The sequence below is a fragment of the Pseudomonas sp. PAMC 26793 genome (assembly GCF_000313235.1).
GTDB lineage: Bacteria > Pseudomonadota > Gammaproteobacteria > Pseudomonadales > Pseudomonadaceae > Aquipseudomonas > Aquipseudomonas yamanorum.
This window is the reverse complement of record NZ_AMXG01000040.1, coordinates 15,670-39,044: the sequence shown is the minus strand read 5'-3', so window position 1 is coordinate 39,044 and position 23,375 is coordinate 15,670. Positions and strand designations below refer to the sequence as shown.

The following is a 23,375-nucleotide window of genomic DNA, read 5'->3' as shown; positions in this document are numbered from 1 at the left end:
GTTGACTCATTGGAGAGCTGCGCGTGCACAAGGCAAATAACCTCGGCGCCCTGGTGGGCGTCGATCATGGGTTTTGTTCGATTGACGATCCGTTGCGGCCTGACGAAGTGTTCATCTGCAAGCAGGTGCACAGCGCCACGACCCTTGAATGGCGCCCGGAGCTGGCAGCCAATACGGTTGAAGCCGATGGGGTTTTCAGCCGGGATATGCAGCCGATTGCGGTGATTACCGCCGACTGCCTGCCGCTGCTGATGGCCTCGGAGGACGGGGACTTTGTCGCGGCGATACATGGCGGCTGGAAAGGACTGCAAGGCGGGATCATCGCCAATGCCATGCAACGGTTTACCGCCGAGGGTGTCGCGTTGGATCAGTTGCGGATTGCGATTGGGCCTTCGATCAAGCCTTGTTGTTATGAGGTGAGTGGCGAGTTTGTGGCGCAGTTGCAGGCGAGTCAGGGGCATTTGTGGCGGGATGGGAATGCGCCTTGGACGTTTGAGCAGCCAGGGCCACTGTTGACGCCACAGATTGCGCCGCCTGAGCCGAGGCAGGATTTGAGTGCGTGGTTTGATCTGAGCCGGTACGCACTGATTTTGCTGGAGGCGGCAGGGATAAAACGTAAGCAGGTTGAGGTGAGCGAAGTGTGTACGTATTGCACCTCGCCGGCGTTTGCGAGTTATCGCAGAAGGACCCATGACAGTACGGAGAGGAAGACGTTGTTGTACTCGTGGGTTGCTCGCGCAGTGTAATGGGACGACGCCCACAGCTCTCTTAGCTATTAGCCTTAGAAAATCTGTGGGCTGTCATTTTTTGCGAAACAACGTTTCTTGAATCCCTCTCCATCCGCTGACATTTTCTGGCCCCTTCTTGCCAGAGACTACGTCAAAGACGTAGGTTTTTTGCGTGTTAACGATCATCGAGTCACCATTATTCAGCAAGCTATGGCCCGATTACTGGACCGAAGAAGAACGGGGTATTTTTATGGCTTTTCTAGCCAACCACCCCGATTCAGGTACTGTCATTTCAGGTTCTGGTGGTTGCCGAAAAGTACGCTGGAGCTTGGAAGGCCGGGACAAGAGCAGCTCAGTACGGATCATTTACACAACGCAATTGGCGTGCGGCGCACTAGTTGCCTTGCTGATTTATGGCAAAGGTGCCACCGAGAATATTCCCGCGCATGTCCTCTACAAAATCGCCAAGGAGATGAACCATGCCACTCACTGAGAAACAGCTGAAGGAACGTGACGCCAAGCGCAACATCGGCGAGGAATTGCTGGCTGCCGTTATCGACGTCAAGGAAGGGCGTCATGGTCACGTCCATCACGTCGAAATTACCCAAGCGGCTGAGGCGCGCAGCAAGACCGGGTTGTCACAGCCCAAGTTTGCCGAACTGCTGGGGGTCTCTGTACGAACGCTTCAAGAATGGGAGCAAGGGCGCCGTTCTCCTTCCGGCGCAGCACGTTCCTTGCTGCACATAGCAGCCATCAGGCCAGACGTTTTTCGAGAAGTCCTCAGTAACGCCTGATGGCGTTACTGGTCTACCGGCTAATCTTCAACCCCTTACGCCCCGCATGCCGCTCCAGCGCCAGCTCGATCAACCGGCTCACCAGCTCGCTGTAGCTCATGCCTGCCGCCTGCCACAACTTCGGGTACATGCTGATGCGGGTGAACCCAGGCAACGAGTTGATTTCGTTGATCAGCACCTCGCCCTCATCCGTCAAGAACACATCCACCCGCGCCAGCCCGGCACAGCCCAGGGTTTCAAACGCTTCGATGGCCAACGCACGAATGCGCTCGCTGGCTTCGTCACTGATGTCCGCCGGCACCACCACCTGGGCTGCCTGGTCATCGATGTATTTGCTGTCGTAGGAATAGAACCCGTCCCGCACCACGATCTCGCCACAACCGCTGGCGATGGGGTTCTCGTTGCCCAACACGGCGCATTCGATTTCCCGGCCTTTTACCGCCGACTCCACCAGCACCTTTTCATCAAACCCAAGTGCCAGCTCTACAGCAGCGTGATATTCAGCCTCGCTGCCCACCTTGCTCACCCCCACGGACGAACCCTGGTTCGCCGGTTTCACGAACATCGGCAATCCGAGTTTCTGTTGGGCGTGTTCGAAGGTGGTACGCGCCGCATTCCTGCGGTTGAGGGTAATGAACGGCGTCACGGCAATCCCGGCATCGCGCAGCAGGCGTTTGCTGATGTCCTTGTCCATGCACACCGCCGAGCCCAGCACGTCGGAGCCGACAAACGGCAGGTCCGCCATGCGCAGCAGGCCTTGCAGGCAGCCGTCTTCGCCGAGGGTGCCGTGGACGATTGGAAAGATCACATCTACGTGTTCCAACGAGGCCTGGCTGGCGGTTTCCACCAGTTGCTGGCTGGCCTTGCCCGGCACCACCGCCAGTTCACGATTGGATTGATTGAGGGCGATCAGTGCCGGGTTTTCTTCGTTGAGCAGAAAGCCCGAGGTGTTGTTGAGGTGCCAGTGGCCGGCCTTGTCGATGCCGATCAGGATCGGCTCGAAGCGCGAACGGTCCAGCGCGTCGACGATATTACGCGCCGATTGCAGCGACACTTCATGCTCGGCCGAACGGCCACCAAAAATAATCCCTACCCGCAGCTTGCTCATGATCGGCCTCACGTTTGAAAGTAAGGCTTCTTACCATGAGCCGTCAGCGATTCGCTACCAGCGTGGCCCCGAACAGCACATAACAACCGCCGGCGAATCGGTCCAGCCACTTGCGCGAGCGGCTGTAGACGTTGGCCATCCGCTCACTGGAAAACACCAGTGCCACGCAGGTGTACCAGCTGAATGACAGCGTCGCCATGGTGATCACGGCCAGGGTCAGCAGCATCGGCGACGGTGATGGGGGCATGGTGGACGCAAAGATCGTCGCGACGAACAGCGCCGCCTTGGGATTGGACAGGTTGCCCAATAAACCCAGGCGCCAGGCGGAAAACAACGAACGCCGAGGTTCGTCGGGCAACAGGTTCTGGGCCATGGAAGGTGCCGAGCGCCGGAACAGTTTCAATCCCAGGTAAATCAGGTAGCAGCCGCCGATGATCTTGAACGCCAGGTACAGCATCGGCGCTGCGGTAAACAATGACTTGATCCCCAAGCCGCCGGCCAGGCCCCACATCACGGTGCCAGTGGCCACGCCAGCGGACGCCACTACGCCATGGCGGCGCGAGCAGCTGGCGGCCAATTGCGCCGTGTTGAAGAAGTTCGGGCCTGGCGTCACGACCGCAACGGTCCAGAGCAAGGCCAGGGAGAACAGAGGAGCCGCGTAGGCCGGATTGAACAATTCCATGTGGGATTCCGCCGAGGGCAGTGCAGGAATACTGATCATAGGCCGGGCCCGAACCGCGCACAATCGTACAAGACCCCGGCAGACAGCGGATTCAGACTGGGTTAACGTATTTCTACTTCTTTGCACGACAACTCATCATGGCGACCAATATCGACTGGCTGCACCGCGCGCCCCACGCCAGTGGCCTGGAGCGTATCGAGGCGTATTTTGCCGGGTTTGGCTTCGACCCTCATCGCCACGACACCTATGCCATCGGCCGTACCCTGTTCGGGGTGCAGAGTTTTCACTATCGCGGCGGCATGACCCACAGTCTGCCGGGGCGGACCATGGTGATCCATCCCGATGAAGTGCATGACGGGTGGGCCGGCAGCGAGGAAGGCTTCAAATACCGGATGATTTACGTGGAGCCGGCGCTCATCCAACAGGTGCTGGGCGGCAAGCCGCTGCCGTTTATTCCCGGCGGGCTGTCCAGCGACCCGTGGCTGTACCGCGCCAGTGAAGTGTTGCTGCAAAGCCTGGATTGCCCGATTGATCCGTTGCAGGAACAGGACGCGATGTTTGACCTGGCCCAGGCGCTGAACAACGCGTCGGGCATCACGGTGAGTCGCAAGACCTTCGACTACCGCGCCGCCGAACGCGCGCGGGAGTTTATCCACAGCGCCCTGGGCCGGCCGATCACCCTCGACGAAATGGCGGAATACGCCAACCGCGACCGCTGGGCGTTGTCGCGGGATTTTCGGTTGTTGTTCGGGACCAGTCCCTATCGCTACCTGACCATGCGCCGCCTGGACCTGGTGCGCAGTTTGCTGGGCCAGGGCCAGTCACTGGTGGATGCGGCACTGACCGCCGGCTTTACCGACCAGAGCCACATGACCCGGCAATTCCGCAGCACCTTCGGCATGCCGCCGTCGCGCTGGGTGAAGATGCTCGGGCGCTGAAATCCCACCTTGAAATGCGACCAACCTGTGGGAGCTGGCTTGCCTGCGATAGCGGTGAATCAGCTAATAAATGATTGACTGACACTCCCCCATCGCGGGCAAGCCACACAGTTGATCTATGTCGCTGCTGAAATCGCATTCGACTCTAGAGCTCGCTCTTTAAGCGCTAACACCAGCTCAATCCCGCTCGCCTGCACCGCGCCCGTCGACCAAGCGGCGGCCCACCCCCATCGCCGTCCATGTCATGCCCTGGCCGATGCTCAAGATGAAAATCCCCGCAGGCACTCAGCAAAACCCAGTGGTAACACTACCTTATGTGGCGAGGGAGCTTGCTCCCGCTCGGCTGCGCAGCAGTCGTATATCTACCGACCAAGTGTATTGGCAGGAAAGCAATGGGACCGCTTCGCGCTCCAGCGGGAGCAAGCTCCCTCGCCACAGCAAGCTCCCTGGCCGCAAAACCAGGCTCTACCGGAAGAGTTCGGCACTGGACTTAAAGCTGCCGCCCATCAATGGGCTCACCAATCGTCAGGAAATGCCCCCCCGCCACATGGTGCAAGGTACGCAGCGCGTCGTGCCCTTCAAAATGCCAACGACCGTCGCAGAACACCCGCTCATCCGCTTCGGCCGCCACTACTTCGGCGAGGAACAAGTCGTAGGTCTGCTGGTTATGCGGCTCCGGCAGCAACCGGCACTCCAGCCACGCCACGCAGCCTTCGAGCATCGGCGCTTCGGTGTGTTCGCCGCTGAAGGTCTGCAAGCCATATGCCGCGAACTTGTCCGTCTCGCTGCCGGTGGTGTTGCCCACGGTCTGCACGATATCCGCCTGGGCCGCACACGGCACGTTGAGCACGAAGGTGCCGGCGCCTTCCAGCAGGTGCCGGGTCCAGGTGGCCTTGTCGAGTACGACGGCGACTTTGGGCGGTTCGAAATCCAGCGGCATGGCCCAGGCAGCCGCCATGATGTTGCGCTGGCCATTGTGCGCAGCGCTGACCAGCACGGTCGGGCCGTGGTTGAGCAAGCGGTAGGCCTTGGACAGTGGGACGGGACGGCGATGGTTAGGGCTCATGGACGAAAGGCTCGGAAAAAAACCTACGATACCTCAAGCTTGAGCCCCGGTGACTAGCTGCTCAGCTGATTGGCGAATTGCCCAACGGCGCTGACCACCTTCTGGGCACCGTCCTGGATCTCCACGATCACCGTGCCCGCCTCGGCCGCCAACGCCAGGCCTTGTTCGGCCTGCAGGCGGCCATCGGTCATCAGCGCCACCGCGTCGCGGGCCATGTCCTGGTTCTGGCGCACCACGCCGACGATTTCTTCGGTGGCCTTGCTGGTACGCGACGCCAGTTGCCGAACCTCATCGGCCACCACCGCAAAACCACGGCCTTGCTCACCGGCGCGGGCGGCTTCGATGGCGGCGTTGAGCGCCAGCAGGTTGGTCTGCTCGGCGATGCCGCTGATGGTCTTGACGATGCTGCCGATCACCTGGGACTGGGCGTTCAGCGCTTCAATGCCGTCGCCCGCTTGCTGCATATGCTTGGCCAGGTCGCGCATCACGTCCACCGCCTGGGTGACCACGGTGGTGCCGCGCTGGGCGCTGCTGTCGGTATGCAGCGAGGTGCTGTAGGCGATGCTGGCCGCGTCGGCCACGGCCTGTTCCTGGTTGACCTGGTCGGTGATCACGGTGGCGAACTTGACCACTTTGTACAGCCGCTCATTGGCGTCGAGTACCGGGTTATACGAGGCCTCCAGCCACACCACGCGCCCGTGGCTGTCCACACGCTTGAAGCGGCCGGCGACGAATTCCCCGGCGTTCAGGCGTTTCCAGAACTGCTGATACTCGACGCTGTTGGCGTCCTGCTGCTCGCAAAATATCCGGTGATGTTTGCCCTGGATCTGCGCCAGGCTGTAGCCCATGCCGTTGAGGAAACGGTCGTTGGCCGTCAGCACATTACCGTTGAGGTCGAACTCAATCACCGCTGTGGAACGCACCAGCGCGGTGATCAGGTTTTCGTGCTCGCGGGAGGCCTCGATGGTGCGGGTCAGGTCGCTGGAAAACATCGAAATATGCTTGATACGTCCGTCGCTGCTGCGCACTGGTTGCACGATGGAGCGCAACCACGCCTCGTTGCCGTTGCCCCGCGTCAGGCGCACGGTACCGGCGAAATGTTCGCCTCGCACCAGTGCGTTTTTGAAGCGCAGTTGAAACGCGTCCTGCTTGACGTGCGCCGGCACCAGGTCTTCGATCAAGCGGCCTTCCAGCTGGCTGCCCTGGTAAGCCATCTCTTGAAGAAAGATGGCATTGACCGACTCGATACGCCCTTCGGGGTCCAGGGTCAGGGTCATCATTTCGGTTTCCAGGCTCTCTCTCACTTGGTGCAGGCTGGACAATTCTTCGCGAAGAGCAGACAGCTCCTGCTTGAGACGGGTGTTGAACATGGAGGCACCGATGGGCAAGTAAGGACGTGGGTCTGACCTGCATCGGCGCTGCCGGCATTTTCTGAAGAGAGCGTTAGCGCGTTGCTCAACTATATTTTTACGCCCCCTCAACTGCCATTGTTACGGCAGATACCCATGACCTGGTATTGGAGGGTATTGAGCTTGCCGGTGGAATCTTCATAGGTCATGCGCGACGGTACCGCGTTGCACGAACGGATCGGCGGTGTGACGTTGACCACCTTGGCAATGTCCAGCTTCATGCCGTAGCGATAGTCCTGGACCACGGGCATCGCCTTGCCTTTTTTCGCGGCATAGGCGGCCATGGCTTGCTCGTTGTTTTGCATCATCTGGGCGAAGGTGCGGTCACCGCCGCCTTCAGCCATTGCGCCGACGGAAACGATCAGGGCCAATGCAGCGACAGTGGTTTTCAGGGTCTTCATGAGGGCGTCCTCGTCTGATTTCATTGATTGAAAGTTCAGAGCAAGCGTAACTAACCAAGCCTGTCGCAAAGTTCACCGAAAGATTACTTATCCGTTATGTCTTGTTGAAATTCCAAAATTGTAATCTGTGCGCCACCTCGTCGTTATCTCGTGTTTGCAACTATCTGCGCGGGCACCCCTAAAACAAGAATGCCCCATCGATAAGAAGCTAATAGCTGCCACTACCGAGGAGCGCTACATGAGTACTCACCGCACACTTTCACTTTCCATGATTGCCGCCCTGGCGGGGCTCACCCCGCTTTCAGGCATGGCCGTGGAAGACAAACCCGAAGGGTTTATCGAAGGCAGCACCTTGAACGTGCTGGCCCGCAACTTCTACTTCAACCGTGACGATCGCAAGGGCCAGTCGAGCCCCACCGGCAATGGCTACTCCGAAGCCTGGGCCCAGGGTTTTATCGGCAAGTTCGAGTCCGGATTCACTCAGGGTTCGCTGGGTTTCGGCCTGGACGCGTTTGCGATGTATGGCCTGAAACTCGACTCCGGCACCGGCCGCAGCGGCGGCAAGGGCTCGTTCGGCGTGCTGCCGGTAGACAGCGACAACCACCCGGAGGACGGCTACAGCAAGCTCGGCGGTGCGGTAAAAATGCGCCTGCTGGATACCGTGATCAAGGCCGGTGATGTGTTCCCGCTGACCCCGGTGGTGGCCTACGGTGACTCGCGGGTACTGCCGGAAAGCTTTCGTGGCGTCACCGCACAAAACACCAGCATTGAAGGCCTGAGCCTGCAAGGCGGCCACCTGAGCGGCATGAGTCAGCCCACCCAAAGCGGCATGGATAAAGGCTTTGCGACGTTTTATGCGGGCAAGGTGGATTCACCCTGGATCGGCTATGCCGGTGGTGACTACCAGGTGAACAAACACCTCAGCGTCAGCCTGTACACCAGCCGCCTGAAGGATGCCTGGGACCAGTACTACTTCGGCAGCGCCGCCAGCTACCCGCTGAACGATGACGTTTCGCTGTTTGGCGACTTCAACTATTACAAGGCGGTGGACGAGGGCAAGAAACGCCTGGGCGAGTTCGATAACAACATCTGGAGCGCCAGGCTCGGGGTCAAGGTGGGCGCCCACAGCCTGGCCTTGTCCCACCAGCGCAACAACGGTGATGACGACTTTGACTACCTGCGCATGTCCGACTCGATCTTCCTCAACAACTCGATCCAGTACAGCGACTTCAACTCGCCCAAGGAACGCTCGTGGATGCTCGCCTATAACCTCGACATGCAGGCCTTCGGCATTCCCGGGCTGACCTTCATGACCCGCTACGGCAAAGGCACCGGCGCCGACTACAGCAACGCCAACGCGGTGTACATGCGCCGCGACGCGGCCGGCGACCCGTTGACCGACCAACGCCGCTGGGAGCGGGATATCGAGGCCAAGTACGTGGTACAGGGCGGCAACTTGAAGGACCTGTCGCTGCGCTTGCGCCAGGCGACGGTTCGCTCAAGTGCCTTTGAGTCGGATTTGGAAGAAGTTCGGCTGATTATCGAATATCCATTGGCGATTCTCTAAACACTGCCCGTTGTAGGAGCGAGCTTGCTCGCGAAGAACCTGAGAGCGCTGCGTTAAACCAGAAGCCCCGCGTTATCGTTAATGACTTTCGTGAGCAAGCTCGCTCCTACAATTGAATAACATCTGTTCACAATTTGAAGCCTGTCAGAACTGTAATATGCGCCTCACCTTCTCGTTAAGTTGCGCTTCTTATACTGGCTACAACTAACGGCACACGCCTTATTTGGAGAACAGCCATGAAGCCCTCTCACTTGTTATTGATCAGTTTTCTCGGCGCCACTTCCAGCCTCGCCTTGGCCGACGACGGTGCCGACCGTTCCCGGCAGTTCCTCGCCGAGTTCCGCCAGCAACAGCAGCAGGTCCACGGCGAACAGTCCGTGGCCGAAGCCGCGCCCGCCGACGCACAGAAGCAGTCGATCTGAACGGCGCACACCGAGCACATTCATCTCTGAAGCTTTTGTGTAGCTCCTTTGGAAAGAGATGAATTTTTTACGCCCCGCATGGGGCGTTTTTTTTGTCTGCCGGTTTTGCAGCGCAACAAGCAGTCACAAACTGGTTGGTTGACCCTGTAGCTACTTCAGCCTTCAGGCTTCGGAAAATCTGAATCGCAGTCTCTCTCTATCAATAAAAGGTAAATCCCCATGCGTATCCTTGTGGTTGAGGACGAGCAAAAAACCGCTGCCTACCTGCAGCAGGGCTTGAGCGAAAGTGGTTACGTGGTCGACTGTGCCGCCAGCGGCGTGGACGGCCTGCACCTGGCCGGGCAACACGGCTACGAACTGGTGATTCTCGATGTGAACCTGCCGGGCAAGGATGGCTGGGAAGTACTTGAACAGCTGCGCCGTGACGGAACCCAACGGGTGATGATGCTGACGGCCCGTGGCCGGCTCACCGACAAGATCAAGGGCCTGGACATGGGCGCCGATGATTACCTGGTCAAGCCCTTCGAGTTCCCCGAGCTACTGGCTCGCGTGCGCACGCTGCTGCGGCGCAGCGAGCAGATCGCGGTGCCGGAAGTCTTGCGTGTGTCGGACCTGGAGCTGGACCCACGCCGCCACCGCGCATACCGCGGCAACCGACGCATCGACCTGACCACCAAGGAATTCGCGCTGCTGCATGTGCTGATGCGTCAGTCCGGCGAAGTACTGACCCGCACGCAGATTATTTCCCTGGTCTGGGACATGAATTTCGACTGCGACACCAACGTGGTGGAAGTCTCCATCAGCCGCTTGAGGGCCAAGGTCGATGACCAGAGTGACGTCAAGCTGATCCATACCATTCGCGGCGTGGGTTATGTGCTGGAGGCCCGTCAATGAAAGCCAGCAGCCTGTCGATGCGCCTGGGGCTGACGGTGAGCCTGATGGGCGCCGGCCTGGTGGTGTTGCTCGCGACCTTGGCGTACCTGGCGCTGACTCACGAGCTCGAGAAACTGGCACGCAAGGGCCTGGAAAGCAAGATGGAACAGATCCAGCACAGCCTCGCCCTCGGCCTGGACACCCGCGACATCCGGGCCCGCCCGCACTCGCTGATGGACCTGGTGATGGGGCACGACAATTTCTACCTGACCATCGTTGGCACCGCGCCCGATGAAGTGGTGCTGCTCAGTGTCGGCGCCAAGCCACAGGAACCGTTGCTGACCGCCTTCGCCCCGTCCCAAAACCTCGGTTACTTGAACTGGGATGACACCAATGGCAATCAAGTACTCAGTGCCTCCAGCCTGATGCGCCTGGCCAGCGGCGAACGCGTGCGGGTCCTGTTATCGCTGGATCGCCGGGACGATCAGGCGCTGCTCAGTGCGTACCTGCGTTCCACGGTGATCGCCCTGCCGCTGCTGTTGCTGCTGATCGGCATCGGCGCCTGGTGGGTGGTGCAACGCGGGCTGGCGCCGCTGCAACAGTTCAGCCGCGTCGCCGCAAAAGTCACCACGCAGGACCTGACCCACCGCCTGGCTGTGGATAACTTGCCCCAGGAGCTGGGCGAGTTGGCCCAAGGCATCAACTTCATGTTGCAGCGCCTGGACGGCGGCGTGCAGCAGCTGTCGCAGTTCTCCGATGACCTGGCCCACGAGCTGCGCGCGCCGCTGACCAACTTGATGGGCAAGGCCCAGGTGACGTTGTCCCGGGAGCGCCCGCCGCAGGAGTACAAAGCGGTGCTGGAATCCAGCACTGAAGAGATGGAGCGCCTGGCGCGGATCGTCTCCGACATGCTGTTCCTGGCGCAGGTCAGCCACCCCACGGCGCGGGTTTCGTTTGCGCCGGTGTCCCTGGCCGCTGAAGCGCGCCGGGTGATGGAGCTATTTGCCTTGAGTGCCGAAGACAAGCAATTGACCCTGAGCCTCGACGGCGATGCGTCCGTGCATGGCGACCGCTTGATGATTCAGCGGGCGATTTCCAATTTGCTGTCCAATGCCATCCGTCATACGCCCCACGCCTCCACGGTTTCGGTGCGGGTGGAAACCCACGGGCGGCAAGTGTCGCTGTCGGTGGGCAACCCCGGCCCCGGGATTGAAGTGCAACACCTGCCGAACCTGTTCGAACGCTTCTACCGCGTCGACAGCAGCCGCGCCCGCTCCGAAGGTGGCACCGGGCTGGGGCTGGCGATTGTGCGGTCGATCATGGTCCTGCATCAGGGGCGGGCTGAAGTCAGCAGCGAGCCCGGAGATTTCACGGTGTTTCGGTTGGTGTTTCCCCTTCATACCAACGCTCTCTGCCAATAAACCATTGTGGCGAGGGAGCTTGCTCCCTCGCCACAGGTTATTGGTCAGGCATCAGGCGGTCTTCCTGTTCTTCACGCCGATGCGCCCAGTGATACAGCGCCGGCAATACCAGCAGGGTCAGCAGTGTCGACGAGATAATCCCGCCAATCACCACCGTCGCCAACGGTCGCTGCACCTCGGCGCCGGTGCCGGTGGCGAGGGCCATGGGGATAAACCCGAGGGAGGCCACCAGCGCCGTCATCAACACCGGGCGCAAACGCGTCAGAGCGCCTTCGTTGATGGCCACCGACAGTGAACGCCCCTCCTCCCGCAGGCTACGGATGAACGCGATCATCACCAGCCCGTTCAGCACCGCCACCCCCGACAGCGCGATAAAGCCCACGCCCGCCGAGATCGACAGCGGAATATCCCGCAGCCACAGCGCCATGATTCCGCCGGTCAACGCGAAGGGAATCCCGGTGAACACCAGCAGCCCGTCCTTGAGGTTGTTGAACATCATGAACAACAGCCCGAACACCAGCAGCAACGCCACCGGCACCACGATGCGCAAGCGCTCGGAAGCTTCCTTCAACTGCTCGAACTGACCGCCCCAGGTGGTCCAGTAGCCTGCGGGGATTTTCACCTGGGTGTCGATGGCGGCGCCGGCTTCTTCAACAAACGAACCGATATCCCGCCCACGCACGTTGGCGCTGACGATCACCAGGCGCTTGCCGTTTTCGCGGCTGATCTGGTTGGGGCCGAGCACCAGGTCCAGGCTGGCGACTTCCGACAGCGCGATAAACCCCAACTGCCCTGCCGCGTTATTCGCCAGCGCCGGAATCGGGATCAGCAACCGCGACAGGCCTTCGATATCGGTACGCAGTGCATCGGACAAACGCACGACCATGTCGAAACGCCGGTCGCCTTCGTACATCGTCCCGGCCTGGCGCCCACCCACGGCGACGGCAATCGTGTCTTGCACATCACCCACGTTCAGGCCAAAGCGCGCCGCCTTGTCGCGGTCGATATTGATGGTCAGCACCGGCAGGCCGGAGGTCTGCTCCACCTTCACTTCCGAGGCGCCCTTGAGGGTTTGCAAGGTCTCGGCGATTTCCCCGGCGGTCTTGTTGAGCACCGCCATGTCGTCACCAAACACCTTCACCGCCACGTCGCTGCGCACCCCGGAAATCAGCTCGTTGAAGCGCAGCTGGATCGGTTGCGACAGTTCATACACGCTGCCCGGCACAATCGCACTGGCGCGCTGGATGTCGGCGATGATCGCCTCGCGGGACTTCTTCGGGTCGGGCCACTGGTCCTTGGGCTTGAGCATCACGTAGCTGTCGGAGATGTTCGGCGGCATCGGGTCGGAGGCGATTTCCGCGGTGCCGGTGCGGGCGAATACCCGCTCGATTTCCGGCACTTCGGCCATCAAGGTCTTTTCCAGTTGCTGCTGCATCTGTACCGACTGTGTCAGGCTGGTGCCCGGCACCCGCAACGCTTGTTGGGCGAAATCGCCCTCGCTGAGGCTGGGGATAAATTCACTGCCCATGCGACTGGCCACCGCCCCCGACACCACGATGGTCAGCACCGCCAGGCCGAACACCAACGGGCGGCGCGCCATCACCCAATCCAGCACCGGCGCGTAGACGCGACGTGCGCTGCGCATCACCAGGTTTTCTTCTTCCTTGACCTTACCGGTGACGAACAGCGCAATGGCCGCCGGCACGAAGGTCACCGACAGAATCATCGCCCCCAGCAGCGCGATCACCACGGTGAACGCCATCGGGTGGAACATCTTCCCGGCCACCCCGGTAAGGGCAAAGATCGGCAGGTACACCACCATGATGATCAGTTGCCCGAAGATCAGCGCGCGCCGCGCTTCCTTGGCCGCCGCGAACACTTCATGCAGGCGCTCGCTACGGGTCAACAATCGCCCGTGGCGCTGCTGGGCATGGGCCAGGCGGCGGATGGCGTTCTCAACGATCACCACCGCGCCATCGACGATAATCCCGAAATCCAGGGCGCCGAGGCTCATCAGGTTAGCGCTGACCTTGTTGGTAAACATCCCGGTAAAGGTGAACAACATTGCAAGCGGAATCACCATCGCGGTGATCAGGGCGGCGCGGATATTACCGAGGAACAGGAACAGCACCGCCACCACCAGCAGCGCGCCTTCGAAGAGGTTTTTCTTCACGGTGCTGATGGCTTTTTCCACCAGGTTGGTACGGTCGTAGACGGTGACGGCGACCACACCTTCAGGCAGCGAACGGTTGATCTCTTCGAGTCTTTTCGCGACGGCCTGGGACACGGTGCGGCTGTTTTCGCCGATCAACATGAACACCGTGCCCAGCACCACTTCGCGGCCATTTTCCGTGGCGGCACCGGTACGCAGCTCGCGACCAATGTCGACCTGAGCGACGTTGCGCACCCGAATCGGCGTACCGTCGGAGGTGGTGATCACGATGTTGGCGATGTCGTCGATGGACGCGACTTGCCCCGGTGCACGGATCAGCAACTGCTCGCCGCTGCGCTCGATGTAGCCGGCGCCGACGTTGGCGTTGTTACGCTCCAGCGCCGTGACCAGGTCGCTCAAGGTCAGGTTGTAGGCCGCCAGGCGCTTGGGGTCCGGGGCGATCTGGTACTCCTTGGCAAAGCCGCCGATGGTATTGATCTCGGCCACGCCCGGCACGTTGCGCAGTTGCGGCTTGATGATCCAGTCCTGAATCACCCGCAGGTCGGTCGGCGTGTAGGCTGAGCCGTCCTCCTTGCGCGCGCCGTCTTTCGCCTCCACGGTCCACAGGAAGATTTCCCCGAGCCCGGTGGAAATCGGCCCCATCATGGTTTCGATGCCATCGGGCAATTGCTCGCGGGCCACCTGCAAGCGTTCGTTGACCAGTTGGCGGGCGAAGAACAGATCAGTGCCATCCTTGAAAATCACCGTGACCTGGGACAAGCCCGAGCGCGACAGCGAGCGGGTCTGCTGCAAGCCCGGTAGCCCGGCCATGGCGGTCTCGATGGGAAAGGTGATGCGCTGCTCGGTTTCCAGCGGCGAAAACCCCGCCGCCGCCGAGTTGATCTGCACCTGGACGTTGGTGATATCCGGCACCGCGTCGATGGGCAACTTCTGATAGCTGGCGATGCCGACACCGGCCATCAACAGCACCGCCAGCAACACGATGATGCGCTGCTCGATGGCGAATTGGATAAGGCGCTCAAACATGGGAAATCACTCGCAGGGTCAATGGGCGTGCTCGGCCGAGGCCTTGCCCAACTCGGACTTGAGGATGAAGCTGCCGACGGTGGCCACCTGCGCGCCGGCGTCGAGGCCCTGGCGGACTTCGACGAAACCGTTTTCGCTGACGCCCAGTTCGATATGCCGGGTCATGAAGCCGTCGCCGGTGCGCACGAACACCGAGGGTTTGTCTTCGACGGTCTGGATCGCTTCCTGCGGGACCGTGACCTTGGCCTGGTAAGTGTCGGTGGCAACTTGCACAGAGACGAACAGCCCAGGACGCCACGAGGCGTCGGGGTTCGGCACCGTGACGCGCACGGTGGCCGTGCGGGTCTGCTCCCCCAGCAAGTTGCCGACATAGGCCACAGTGCCGAGCACTTCGGTGCCCATCTCCGAGGAGGTGACCTTTACCGGTTTGCCGACCCGGACCTTGTTCAAATCCTTGGGGAACACGCCGAAGGTGACCCACACCTGGGACAGGTCCGAGAGGGTGAAGGCGTTGCTGGTCTCGCTCACCACTTCGCCGACACCCAGGTGTTTTTCCACCACCACACCATCAAACGGCGCACGCAATTCGTAGCGATTGCCGCCGACCAATACGGCGCTGCCGCTCAGGGCGCTCATCTTTTGCCGGGCATTGTTCAGAGCGATTTCGGCCTCTTGCAGCGCCTGGCGCGCCAGCAGGTAATCCTGTTCGGCGGAGATCTTGTCCTGCCACAACTGGCGCTCGCGCTGGAAGGTGGTGCGGGCCAGGACTACCCGGCGTTCGCTGGCGGCCAGTTCACTGCGCTGATCGGAAATCTGCTGGCTGGCGATCACCGCCAACAGCTCGCCCTTCTTTACCGATTGGCCGAGATCGACCTTCACCGACTCCACTACGCCGGCGGCACGCGGAACGATGTGGGAGGTGCGGTCTTCGTCGAAACGCACCTCGCCCGGCAGTGAAAGCACGGTGCTGATCTGCCGGGACTGCGCCGGGGCGAGCTGAATGCCGGCGGCCTGGATCTGCTGTTCGGTCAGCTCGAGCTTGCCTTCTTCTTCCGCCTCAGCCGCCATGCTGGTAGCCGGCCACGCCAGCATCAGCCCCAGCGCGATGGCCAGCGCCCTACTTTGTGTGTTGTTCATGGAATGCTCCTGGAAATTCAAAACCGGGCGAGGTCGCCGTAAATCCGTTCGATACGCACCCAGGCTTCAGTGGCCTGGGCGGTCGCCGCGAGGTATTGGGTGCGGGCCGCAATCAAGGTGCGCTGGGCGTCGAGCACGTCGAGGAAGTTGAACTTGCCCATCTCGAAGCCACGGGTGGCGCTGTCCACCGCGCTTTGGGCGGCGGGCAGGATCTGTTGGTTGAACGAGCGCACTTCGGTATTCGCGGTTTGCCAGAGGTCCAGGGCCTGGCGGGTTTCGGTGCGCAGGCGCAGTTCGGCGGCGTTGCGCAGGTCGCGGGCCTGGTCGGCACGACGACTGGCGGCGAGCACATTGCCCTGGTTGCGGTTGAACAGCGGGATTGGCATCGACACCCCCACCACGTTGACCCGCTCACGCACGCTGGCGTCGTATTGGCTGCCGATGGACACGTCGAGGTCGGGAATGCGCTGGGCCTTTTCCAGGCCCAGGGCTGCTTCGCTCTGGACGATTTGCAGCTCGGCCAGGCGCAGTTCGGCGGTTTGTTCCAGGCGTGCCAGCAACTGTGATGTCGACGGTAGCGCCGGAGCCGCCTGGGCTTGGCTGGCGACCGCCTGGAAGTCGGTACTGGCCGCGCCGGTACTGGCGGCGAGTCGGCGATAGGCGTCGGTCAGGCCCATCTGCGCGCGGTTGAATTCGAGGCGGATTTCCGAGAGCTGAACCTGGGCGCGGGTGGCTTCCACCGGGGACGATTTGCCGGCAGTGACGCGACCGTTGGCAACCACCAGGCCGCGCTCGGCCAATGCCAATGAGCGCTGGGCCAGGTCGAGGCGTTCCTGGGCGCGAAGTGCGCCGTAGTAACCGTCGATGACCTCCGCACGCAGCCCGTTGCGACGCTGCTCCAGGGTCAGTGCGGCGGCTTCCTGGGCGCGGGTGGCGACATCAATCCGGGCGCCGCGCTTGCCACCCAGTTCCAGGGTCTGGCTCAGTTTGACGGTGGTGGTGCGTGAGTTGCGGCGGGTGTCTTCGGCATCCCAGGAGGCCACCGGGTTCGGGATCAATCCGGCCTGTTGGCGACCGCCCTGGGCAATGTCGATTTCCCACTGTGCGGCGGCCATATCCGGGTTGTTGGCGAAGGCAGTTTGCAGGGCCGATTCGAGGGTCAGGGTTTGCGCATTGACGCCCTGAACCGTCATCAGTAATAGAACGGCGGACCCAATGAAAGTGCTTATAAAAGTTGGCATAACCAGAGTTCCATGCCCATGAATTAACAGGTGGGCAATGTAACTTTCAGTACTTATCAGAGGAGTGGCCAGAACATTACAAATCCGTTAGCAACGGCTCTGGCACGGGCTTTTGCTTTAAGCTCCGGGCAACTTTTCCACTGCCCAGCGGGATCCTTGACATGCGTATTCTGGTTATCGAAGACGAACCTAAAACCGCCGATTATTTACATCAGGGATTGAGCGAAAGTGGCTATATCGTCGACTGTGCCGCCACCGGCGCCGATGGCTTGCATTTGTCTCGCCAGCACGCCTATGACCTGGTGATGCTCGACGTCAATTTGCCGCTGATGGATGGCTGGGATGTGTTGCAACGCATCCGCCAGAACAGCAGCACGCGCATCATGATGCTGACCGCCCAGGGCCGCCTCGCCGACCGGATCAAGGGCCTGGACCTGGGCGCCGATGATTACCTGGTCAAGCCGTTTGAATTCCCTGAATTGCTCGCGCGCGTGCGCACCTTGATGCGCCGCAGCGTGCACTCGCCGGTGCCGGATGTGTTGCGGGTGGCCGACCTGGAACTGGACCAGGGCCGCCACCGGGCGTTTCGCGGCTTGCAGCGCATCGACCTGACCACCAAGGAGTTCGCCCTGCTGCATTTGCTGATGCGTCAGAGCGGGGTGGTGCTGTCTCGCACGCAGATCATCTCGTTCGTATGGGACATGAACTTTGATTGCGACACCAATGTGGTGGAAGTGTCGATCCGCCGTCTGCGGGCAAAGATCGATGACCCGTTCGAGCGCAAGTTGATCCATACCTTGCGCGGTGTGGGTTATGTGCTGGAAGACCGTGAATGACGGTCAGGCGTGCACCTCGTCGTGCTCGTCATGCTGAAAACCTTCGCCTTCGATCTGGATCGTGGCGTGGGAAATATCGAATTGCTCATGCAGTAACTCCGTCACCTGGCTGAGGATCTGTTGCTCGGTGCCTTGCGCAGAATCCGCCACCAGATGAGTACTCAGTACATTTTTGCCGCTGGTGAGGGCCCAAATGTGCAGGTCGTGCACATCCTTGACCCCGGGAACGCCGCGAATTGCCTGTTCCACCTTGTCGATGTCGATGCCGTCCGGCACGCCTTGCAGCAGCACGTTCATGCTTTCCTTGAGCAGCGTCCAGGTGCGTGGCAGCACCCAGAAGCCAATCGCCGCCGCCACCACCGAATCCACCCAGCCCCATCCGGTGTACATGATCACCAGCGCCGCAATGATCACGCCGACGGAGCCGAGCATGTCACTCCAGACTTCCAGGTAAGCGCCCTTCACATTCAGGCTTTCGCCACTGGCCGCACTCAGCAATCGCATGGAAATCAGGTTGACGATCAGCCCCAGCACCGCGATCACCAGCATGCCGGTGGACTGGATCTCGGCGGGCGCCTGCAAGCGTTGATACGCCTCATACAGGATGTAGAACGCCACGCCGAACAGCAGCAGCGCATTAAACGCCGCGGCCAGAATCTCGAACCGCGCATAGCCGAACGTGCGCTTGCGGTCGGCGGCGCGCTTGGCGACCTGGATCGCTACCAGGGAAATCGCAAGGGCCAAGGCGTCGGTCATCATGTGCGCGGCGTCAGACAACAGCGCCAGGCTGCCGGTGATAAAGGCGCCGATCACCTCGGCAATCATAAAGCTGCCGGTCAATGCCAATGCGATCCATAACAGCCGTTCGTGGCCGGCGCGTACTTGGGCGTGGCTGTGTCCTGCACTCATGAAATGTCCTCGTGGGGGGGTGGTCCGGTTGATCATAGAGCTATAGGTCAAAACCACCGGCATGGGTTGCGAAATTGTCATCCCGCCGTCAGTTGGGCGTTACGCCATGCGCACCAAAATTGAACATGAACGCTCTGGAACCGTTGTATCAGGTATGCTTTTCGAGCAGGAAACAAAAAGAAACATATTAGCCAACCTGTTCGATAAGGAGTCCCGTTTTGGAGTTATCGACTGCCGCGTGGATGGTTCACGACACCCGCCTCATGTTCTGCGTATTACTGGCCATCGCCAGCATCATTGTGTTGATCAGCGCGACCAAGCTGCCGCCCTTCCTGTCGATCCTGATCGGTACGTTTATCGCCGGTGTCGGCGCGGGCTTGCCGCCGGAAGAAGTGGCCAAGGCCTTCAGCAAGGGCGCCGGGGCGATTCTCGGTGAAGCCGGGATCATCATTGCCCTGGGCTCGATGCTCGGCGCGTTGATGGCCGAGTCCGGCGCTGCCGACCGTATCGCCACCACCCTGCTGGGGTTGGGCAAAGGCAAGTCGTTGCCCTGGGTAATGGCGCTGGTGGCGATGGTGATTGGCTTGCCGCTGTTCTTCGAAGTGGGCCTGGTGATGATGGTGCCGATCATCTTCGTGATGGCCAAGCGTTCGAACCAGCCGCTGCTGAAAATCGCGATCCCGGCGCTGGCGGGCATGACCACCCTGCACGCGTTGATGCCGCCTCATCCGGGCCCGCTGATTGCGGTGGGCGCATTGCACGCCGACCTGGGCCTGACCATGTTGCTGGGCTTCTGCCTGGCGGTACCGGCCGTGATCCTGGCGGGCCCGTTGTATGGCAACTGGCTGTCCAAGCGCATGCACGTGGACGAGCCGGCCGACATTGGCGCGCTGTTCAGTGCACCACCCAAGGCGCCGCGCCAGCCGAGTTTTGGCGTGTCGCTGCTGATCATCCTGTTGCCGGTGATCCTGATGCTCGGCAGCACTTTGGCCAAGGTCGCCATGTCGCCGGAAAGCCCGGTGGCACTGACCTTGAAATTCCTCGGTGAGCCGTTGATTGCGCTGGGCCTGGCGGTGATTGCCGCAGTGATTTGCCTGGGCTGGGCCAGTGGCATGCCGCGGGCCGATGTGGGCAATACCTTACGCAAGGCGCTGGCGCCGATCGCGGTGCTGTTGCTGACCATCGGCGCGGGCGGCGGGTTGAAGCAAACCCTGCTGGATGCCGGCGTGAGCCAGACCATCAGCAAGGTGGCCGAAGGCGCGCACATGCCGTACCTGTTGCTGGCCTGGTTGATTGCAGTGGCGCTGCGTCAGGCGACGGGTTCGGCGACCGTCGCCACCACGACAACGGCGGGCATCCTGGCGCCGATGATGGCGGGGTTGGCGGCGACGCAAAGCTCACTGGTCGCGCTGGCGATTGGTGCCGGCTCGGTGTTCTTCTGCCACGTCAACGATGCCGGCTTCTGGATGGTGCGGGAGTACTTCGGCTTGCAGTTGAAGCAGACGATCTGGGTGTGGTCGGTGTTGCAGACCATTGTGTCGGTGGTGGGCCTGGTGGGCACATTGCTGATGTGGCACTTCCTGACGTAATGAGCGGACGCGGAGCGTCCAGGGAGGCGTTCCCACGCAGAGCGTGGGAACGATCAGGTGGGGTGGCGCTTGCCAAAATGCGCCGCACTCACTGCGCCCACCGCGCCCATCACCACGCAATAAACCACGCAGATCCACTGGCTGGTGGGCATCAATGCGATCAACATCAGCGGTGTGGTACTCGCCCACAGTGCATAGGCAATGTTGTAGGTGAAGGAAATCCCCGACACCCGCACCTGCGCCGGGAACAGGCTGACCATCACCGACGGCACCGCGCCCACCACCCCGCAACTCAAGCCGGCAATCGCATACGCCGCGCCGAGCCACACTCCGCCGGCAATCAGGCTGGCATAGAGCACGGCAATCCCCACCGGCAGCAACAGGCTGTAGACCAACACCGCACGCCAGGCGCCGATGCGGTCCACCAGCAGCCCGGCCAGCACACAACCGATGTTCAGGAACACGATGCCCAGCGCGCTCAGGGCGAAGGTGTGGCTGGGGCTCATGCCGAAGGTTTTCTGCATCATGGTCGGGGTGATGACCACCAGCACGACGACCGCCGAGGTGAGTACGCAGGTGAGGATCATCGCCGGCAACAGCGCGCTGCGGTGCTCTCGCAAGACGGTGCGCAGGGGCAGTTCGGCGCCAGCTTGGCGGCGGGCCTGCATCTGCAGGAATACCGGGGTTTCACTGAGCCAGCGCCGCAGCCAGACGCCGATCACGCCGAATACGCCGCCCAGCAGGAACGGGAAGCGCCAGGCGTAGTCGAGGATTTCGGTCGGGGTGAAAACCTGCGCCAGCAGGGTCGCGGTCAGCGCGCCGAGCAGGTAGCCGAAGGTCAGCCCGGCTTGCAGGAAGCCCAGGGCATAACCACGATGGTTGTCCGGAGCGTGCTCGGCGACAAATACCCAGGCGCTGGGCACTTCTCCGCCCACCGCCGCGCCCTGGAGGATGCGCAGCGCCAACAGGATCAAGGGCGCGAAATAACCGATTTGTGCGTAGGTGGGCATGATCCCGATCAGCAGGCATGGCAGCGCCATCATCAGAATGCTCAGGCTGAACACCCGCTTGCGTCCCAGGTGATCGGCGAAGTGCGCCATCAGGATCCCGCCCAGCGGGCGCGCGAGGTAGCCGGTGACGAAGATGCCGAAGCTTTGCAGCAGGCGCAGCCACTCAGGCATTTCCGGCGGGAAAAACAGCTGGCTGAGGGTCAGCGCGAAAAATACGAAGATGATGAAGTCGTAGATTTCCAGGGCCCCGCCCAGAGCGGCCAGGCCCAGGGTTTTGTAGTCGGAGCGGGAGAAACGCTGCGCCTGTGGATAAGAGGTGGCAGTCATGGAAAAGCTCGGCAGGCAAACAAAATGGAATGCAGGTTATGAGCTGGGCCGAGTGATGGCAATCACGCTGGATATATTTGCTTTACTCATTGATCAATGAAGATAACTACATTCCCAAATGAATAGCCGTAGAGGAACATGCAGCAAAACTGCCGCCCCCCATAATAAATACAAATAGAGGTACTGAACGTGGCCGATGCTATCGAAGACAGCCGCTACGCCCGATTTGCCCTGCGTTGTTCAAACTTCGCCGAGCGCTGGTTCCCGGACTCCTGGGTGTTTGCCGCCCTCGCCGTGATCATTGTCGCCGTGGCGACCTTGGGCATGGGCGCCGCCCCGACCGAGGCCGCCAAGGCCTTTGGTGACGGTTTCTGGAGCTTGATCCCGTTCACCATGCAAATGGCCTTTGTGGTGATTGGCGGTTATGTGGTCGCCTGCTCCCCACCCGCCGTGAAACTGATCGATCGCCTGGCGCGCATCCCGAAGAACGGCCGCTCTGCGGTGGCGTGGGTGGCGCTGATTTCGATGGTTGCTTCGTTGCTCAACTGGGGCCTGTCCCTGGTGTTCGGCGGTCTGCTGGTGCGTGCACTGGCCCGTCGTACAGATTTGCGCATGGACTATCGCGCGGCCGGTGCTGCGGCCTACCTCGGTCTCGGTGCCGTTTGGGCGCTGGGGCTGTCGTCATCGGCGGCGCAGTTGCAGGCCAACCCGGCCAGTTTGCCGCCGTCGATTCTGTCGATCACCGGGATGATCCCGTTCACGGAGACGATCTTTCTGTGGCAATCCGGGGTGCTGTTGCTGGCACTGATCGTGGTCTCGCTGATCATCGCCTACGCCACCGCGCCCGGGCCGAACTCCGCCCGTGATGCCAAGGCCTGCGGGGTCGACCCGGCCTTCAACCTGCCCAAGCCACAACCGCCGACCCGGCCCGGCGAATGGCTGGAACACAGCCCGTTGCTGACCATCCTGCTGGCGTTGCTGGCAGCCGGGTGGCTGTTCCACGAGTTTTCGACCAAGCCGGCGATCAGCGCGATCTCCGGGCTCAACACCTATAACTTCCTGTTCCTGATGGTCGGTGCGTTGCTGCACTGGCGCCCGCGCAGCTTCCTTGATGCGGTGGCCCGTGCGGTGCCGACCACCACCGGGGTGCTGATCCAGTTCCCGTTGTATGGCTCGATTGCGGCGTTGATGACCGTGGTCAAAGGCAGTGACGGCGCGACCCTGGCGCACCATATCTCGACCTTCTTCACCTCGATTGCGTCCCACGACACCTACGCGCTGTTGATGGGCGTGTACTCGGCGGTGCTGGGCTTCTTTATCCCGTCGGGCGGCGGCAAATGGATCATCGAGGCGCCGTACGTGATGCAGGTTGCCAATGACCTGGAATATCACCTGGGCTGGGCGGTGCAGATCTACAACGCCGCCGAAGCGCTGCCGAACCTGATCAACCCGTTCTATATGCTGCCGCTGCTGGGCGTGCTGGGGCTGAAGGCGCGGGACTTGATCGGCTTTTCGTTTGTGCAGTTGCTGGTGCATACGCCGCTGGTGTTGTTCCTGCTGTGGGCGTTGGGCACGACGCTTAAATATTTGCCGCCGGTGATGCCGTAAACGCTTCTGTCATATTGCCTGCTTAAGCTTCTCACCCAGGCCCGGCAACGCCTCTTGCCCCTTGATCGGCACCTCGCCGATCAAGGGGAAAATCAGTGCGTCGCAGCGCG

At 61.3% G+C, this 23,375-nt stretch carries 20 protein-coding genes and 2 pseudogenes; 11 read left to right on the top strand and 11 right to left on the bottom strand.

The window, feature by feature from the left end; genetic code table 11:
• Positions 1-23 precede the first annotated feature (23 nt).
• The 3 genes from D109_RS0121140 to D109_RS0121135 all read left to right on the top strand — a co-directional run bounded on the left by D109_RS0121140 (position 24) and on the right by D109_RS0121135 (position 1,522).
• Positions 24-746 carry a polyphenol oxidase family protein gene (locus D109_RS0121140; RefSeq protein ID WP_017478622.1) on the top strand — a complete coding sequence of 241 codons (723 nt, stop codon included), beginning with the start codon at positions 24-26 and terminating at the stop codon, positions 744-746.
• Positions 747-900: 154 nt separating this feature from the next.
• Entirely contained in the window at positions 901-1,221 is a 321-nt protein-coding gene (locus tag D109_RS1000000133060) for a transcriptional regulator (RefSeq protein WP_081585369.1), read from the top strand.
• Positions 1,208-1,522: a DNA-binding transcriptional regulator gene (locus D109_RS0121135; RefSeq protein ID WP_017478621.1), complete on the top strand. Its 315-nt coding sequence runs from the start codon at positions 1,208-1,210 to the stop codon at positions 1,520-1,522. The genes D109_RS1000000133060 and D109_RS0121135 overlap by 14 nt, the downstream gene beginning before the upstream one ends.
• 13 nt (positions 1,523-1,535) lie before the next feature.
• On the opposite strand, the gene ddlA is transcribed toward D109_RS0121135, so the two are convergent.
• A complete protein-coding gene (gene ddlA / locus D109_RS0121130) occupies positions 1,536-2,630 on the bottom strand; it encodes a D-alanine--D-alanine ligase (protein ID WP_017478620.1) in 1,095 nt (364 codons plus the stop codon).
• A 43-nt stretch (positions 2,631-2,673) separates the two neighbouring features.
• Positions 2,674-3,312: a LysE family transporter gene (locus D109_RS0121125; protein WP_017478619.1), complete on the bottom strand. Its 639-nt coding sequence runs from the start codon at positions 3,310-3,312 to the stop codon at positions 2,674-2,676.
• 137 nt (positions 3,313-3,449) lie between these two features.
• Here D109_RS0121125 and D109_RS0121120 point away from each other — a divergent pair, with 137 nt between their 5' ends.
• Positions 3,450-4,250, top strand: a complete 801-nt coding sequence (locus D109_RS0121120; protein WP_017478618.1) for an AraC family transcriptional regulator — start codon at positions 3,450-3,452, stop codon at positions 4,248-4,250.
• A 490-nt stretch (positions 4,251-4,740) separates the two neighbouring features.
• Here D109_RS0121120 and D109_RS0121115 read toward each other — a convergent pair whose 3' ends face one another.
• The 4 genes and pseudogenes from D109_RS0121115 to D109_RS0121105 form a co-directional block, all read right to left on the bottom strand.
• Positions 4,741-5,316 carry a flavin reductase family protein gene (locus D109_RS0121115; protein ID WP_017478617.1) on the bottom strand — a complete coding sequence of 192 codons (576 nt, stop codon included), beginning with the start codon at positions 5,314-5,316 and terminating at the stop codon, positions 4,741-4,743.
• Positions 5,317-5,369: 53 nt separating this feature from the next.
• Positions 5,370-5,798 (bottom strand): annotated as a pseudogene (locus D109_RS1000000135335) (methyl-accepting chemotaxis protein); the annotation flags it as partial.
• A gap of 111 nt (positions 5,799-5,909) precedes the next feature.
• Positions 5,910-6,686, bottom strand: a pseudogene (locus D109_RS1000000135330) (PAS domain-containing protein); the annotation flags it as partial.
• A gap of 107 nt (positions 6,687-6,793) precedes the next feature.
• Positions 6,794-7,126, bottom strand: coding sequence for a DUF2790 domain-containing protein (locus D109_RS0121105; protein WP_017478615.1), 333 nt, complete (start codon positions 7,124-7,126; stop codon positions 6,794-6,796).
• A gap of 238 nt (positions 7,127-7,364) precedes the next feature.
• Between D109_RS0121105 and D109_RS0121100 the strand changes: the two genes are divergently transcribed.
• The 4 genes from D109_RS0121100 to D109_RS0121085 all read left to right on the top strand — a co-directional run bounded on the left by D109_RS0121100 (position 7,365) and on the right by D109_RS0121085 (position 11,409).
• Positions 7,365-8,693, top strand: a complete 1,329-nt coding sequence (locus D109_RS0121100) for an OprD family porin (RefSeq protein WP_026078123.1) — start codon at positions 7,365-7,367, stop codon at positions 8,691-8,693.
• 236 nt (positions 8,694-8,929) lie between these two features.
• Complete coding sequence (locus D109_RS0121095) at positions 8,930-9,115, top strand: hypothetical protein (protein ID WP_017478613.1); 186 nt, start codon at positions 8,930-8,932, stop codon at positions 9,113-9,115.
• A gap of 219 nt (positions 9,116-9,334) precedes the next feature.
• The gene (locus D109_RS0121090) at positions 9,335-10,009 is read left to right on the top strand and encodes a heavy metal response regulator transcription factor (protein ID WP_017478612.1); all 675 of its coding nucleotides are present in this window, start codon (positions 9,335-9,337) and stop codon (positions 10,007-10,009) included.
• The gene (locus tag D109_RS0121085; protein WP_017478611.1) at positions 10,006-11,409 is read left to right on the top strand and encodes a heavy metal sensor histidine kinase; all 1,404 of its coding nucleotides are present in this window, start codon (positions 10,006-10,008) and stop codon (positions 11,407-11,409) included. Before D109_RS0121090 ends, D109_RS0121085 begins: the two co-directional genes overlap by 4 nt.
• A gap of 37 nt (positions 11,410-11,446) precedes the next feature.
• Here the strand turns inward: D109_RS0121085 and D109_RS0121080 are convergent, their stop codons facing one another.
• The 3 genes from D109_RS0121080 to D109_RS0121070 are packed head-to-tail and all read right to left on the bottom strand — an operon-like array spanning position 11,447 to position 16,986.
• Positions 11,447-14,608, bottom strand: a complete 3,162-nt coding sequence (locus tag D109_RS0121080; protein WP_017478610.1) for a CusA/CzcA family heavy metal efflux RND transporter — start codon at positions 14,606-14,608, stop codon at positions 11,447-11,449.
• 18 nt (positions 14,609-14,626) lie between these two features.
• Positions 14,627-15,745 (bottom strand): efflux RND transporter periplasmic adaptor subunit, encoded by a 1,119-nt coding sequence (locus D109_RS0121075; protein ID WP_017478609.1) that lies wholly within the window; start codon positions 15,743-15,745, stop codon positions 14,627-14,629.
• A 17-nt stretch (positions 15,746-15,762) separates the two neighbouring features.
• Positions 15,763-16,986 (bottom strand): TolC family protein, encoded by a 1,224-nt coding sequence (locus tag D109_RS0121070; protein ID WP_026078122.1) that lies wholly within the window; start codon positions 16,984-16,986, stop codon positions 15,763-15,765.
• A 161-nt stretch (positions 16,987-17,147) separates the two neighbouring features.
• On the opposite strand from D109_RS0121070, the gene D109_RS0121065 reads away from it, so the two are divergent.
• Positions 17,148-17,822, top strand: a complete 675-nt coding sequence (locus tag D109_RS0121065; protein ID WP_008437506.1) for a heavy metal response regulator transcription factor — start codon at positions 17,148-17,150, stop codon at positions 17,820-17,822.
• A 3-nt stretch (positions 17,823-17,825) separates the two neighbouring features.
• Here the strand turns inward: D109_RS0121065 and D109_RS0121060 are convergent, their stop codons facing one another.
• Complete coding sequence (locus D109_RS0121060) at positions 17,826-18,731, bottom strand: cation diffusion facilitator family transporter (protein WP_017478607.1); 906 nt, start codon at positions 18,729-18,731, stop codon at positions 17,826-17,828.
• Positions 18,732-18,949: 218 nt separating this feature from the next.
• Between D109_RS0121060 and D109_RS0121055 the strand changes: the two genes are divergently transcribed.
• The gene (locus D109_RS0121055; RefSeq protein WP_023659163.1) at positions 18,950-20,320 is read left to right on the top strand and encodes a gluconate:H+ symporter; all 1,371 of its coding nucleotides are present in this window, start codon (positions 18,950-18,952) and stop codon (positions 20,318-20,320) included.
• 53 nt (positions 20,321-20,373) lie between these two features.
• Here the strand turns inward: D109_RS0121055 and D109_RS0121050 are convergent, their stop codons facing one another.
• Positions 20,374-21,657, bottom strand: coding sequence for an MFS transporter (locus tag D109_RS0121050; RefSeq protein WP_017478606.1), 1,284 nt, complete (start codon positions 21,655-21,657; stop codon positions 20,374-20,376).
• 189 nt (positions 21,658-21,846) lie between these two features.
• Here D109_RS0121050 and D109_RS0121040 point away from each other — a divergent pair, with 189 nt between their 5' ends.
• Positions 21,847-23,265: a short-chain fatty acid transporter gene (locus tag D109_RS0121040; RefSeq protein ID WP_017478605.1), complete on the top strand. Its 1,419-nt coding sequence runs from the start codon at positions 21,847-21,849 to the stop codon at positions 23,263-23,265.
• Positions 23,266-23,375 lie beyond the last annotated feature (110 nt).

Coding starts and splice junctions, on each gene's coding strand:
- ddlA (WP_017478620.1), bottom strand. CDS start 2,630: ATGAGCAAGCTGCGGGTAGGGATTATTTTTGGTGGCCGTTCGGCCGAG.
- D109_RS0121075 (WP_017478609.1), bottom strand. CDS start 15,745: ATGAACAACACACAAAGTAGGGCGCTGGCCATCGCGCTGGGGCTGATG.
- D109_RS0121060 (WP_017478607.1), bottom strand. CDS start 18,731: ATGAGTGCAGGACACAGCCACGCCCAAGTACGCGCCGGCCACGAACGG.
- D109_RS0121120 (WP_017478618.1), top strand. CDS start 3,450: ATGGCGACCAATATCGACTGGCTGCACCGCGCGCCCCACGCCAGTGGC.
- D109_RS0121070 (WP_026078122.1), bottom strand. CDS start 16,986: ATGCCAACTTTTATAAGCACTTTCATTGGGTCCGCCGTTCTATTACTG.
- D109_RS0121105 (WP_017478615.1), bottom strand. CDS start 7,126: ATGAAGACCCTGAAAACCACTGTCGCTGCATTGGCCCTGATCGTTTCC.
- D109_RS0121080 (WP_017478610.1), bottom strand. CDS start 14,608: ATGTTTGAGCGCCTTATCCAATTCGCCATCGAGCAGCGCATCATCGTG.
- D109_RS0121085 (WP_017478611.1), top strand. CDS start 10,006: ATGAAAGCCAGCAGCCTGTCGATGCGCCTGGGGCTGACGGTGAGCCTG.
- D109_RS0121095 (WP_017478613.1), top strand. CDS start 8,930: ATGAAGCCCTCTCACTTGTTATTGATCAGTTTTCTCGGCGCCACTTCC.
- D109_RS0121135 (WP_017478621.1), top strand. CDS start 1,208: ATGCCACTCACTGAGAAACAGCTGAAGGAACGTGACGCCAAGCGCAAC.
- D109_RS0121125 (WP_017478619.1), bottom strand. CDS start 3,312: ATGGAATTGTTCAATCCGGCCTACGCGGCTCCTCTGTTCTCCCTGGCC.
- D109_RS0121050 (WP_017478606.1), bottom strand. CDS start 21,657: ATGACTGCCACCTCTTATCCACAGGCGCAGCGTTTCTCCCGCTCCGAC.
- D109_RS0121115 (WP_017478617.1), bottom strand. CDS start 5,316: ATGAGCCCTAACCATCGCCGTCCCGTCCCACTGTCCAAGGCCTACCGC.
- D109_RS0121100 (WP_026078123.1), top strand. CDS start 7,365: ATGAGTACTCACCGCACACTTTCACTTTCCATGATTGCCGCCCTGGCG.
- D109_RS0121090 (WP_017478612.1), top strand. CDS start 9,335: ATGCGTATCCTTGTGGTTGAGGACGAGCAAAAAACCGCTGCCTACCTG.
- D109_RS0121065 (WP_008437506.1), top strand. CDS start 17,148: ATGCGTATTCTGGTTATCGAAGACGAACCTAAAACCGCCGATTATTTA.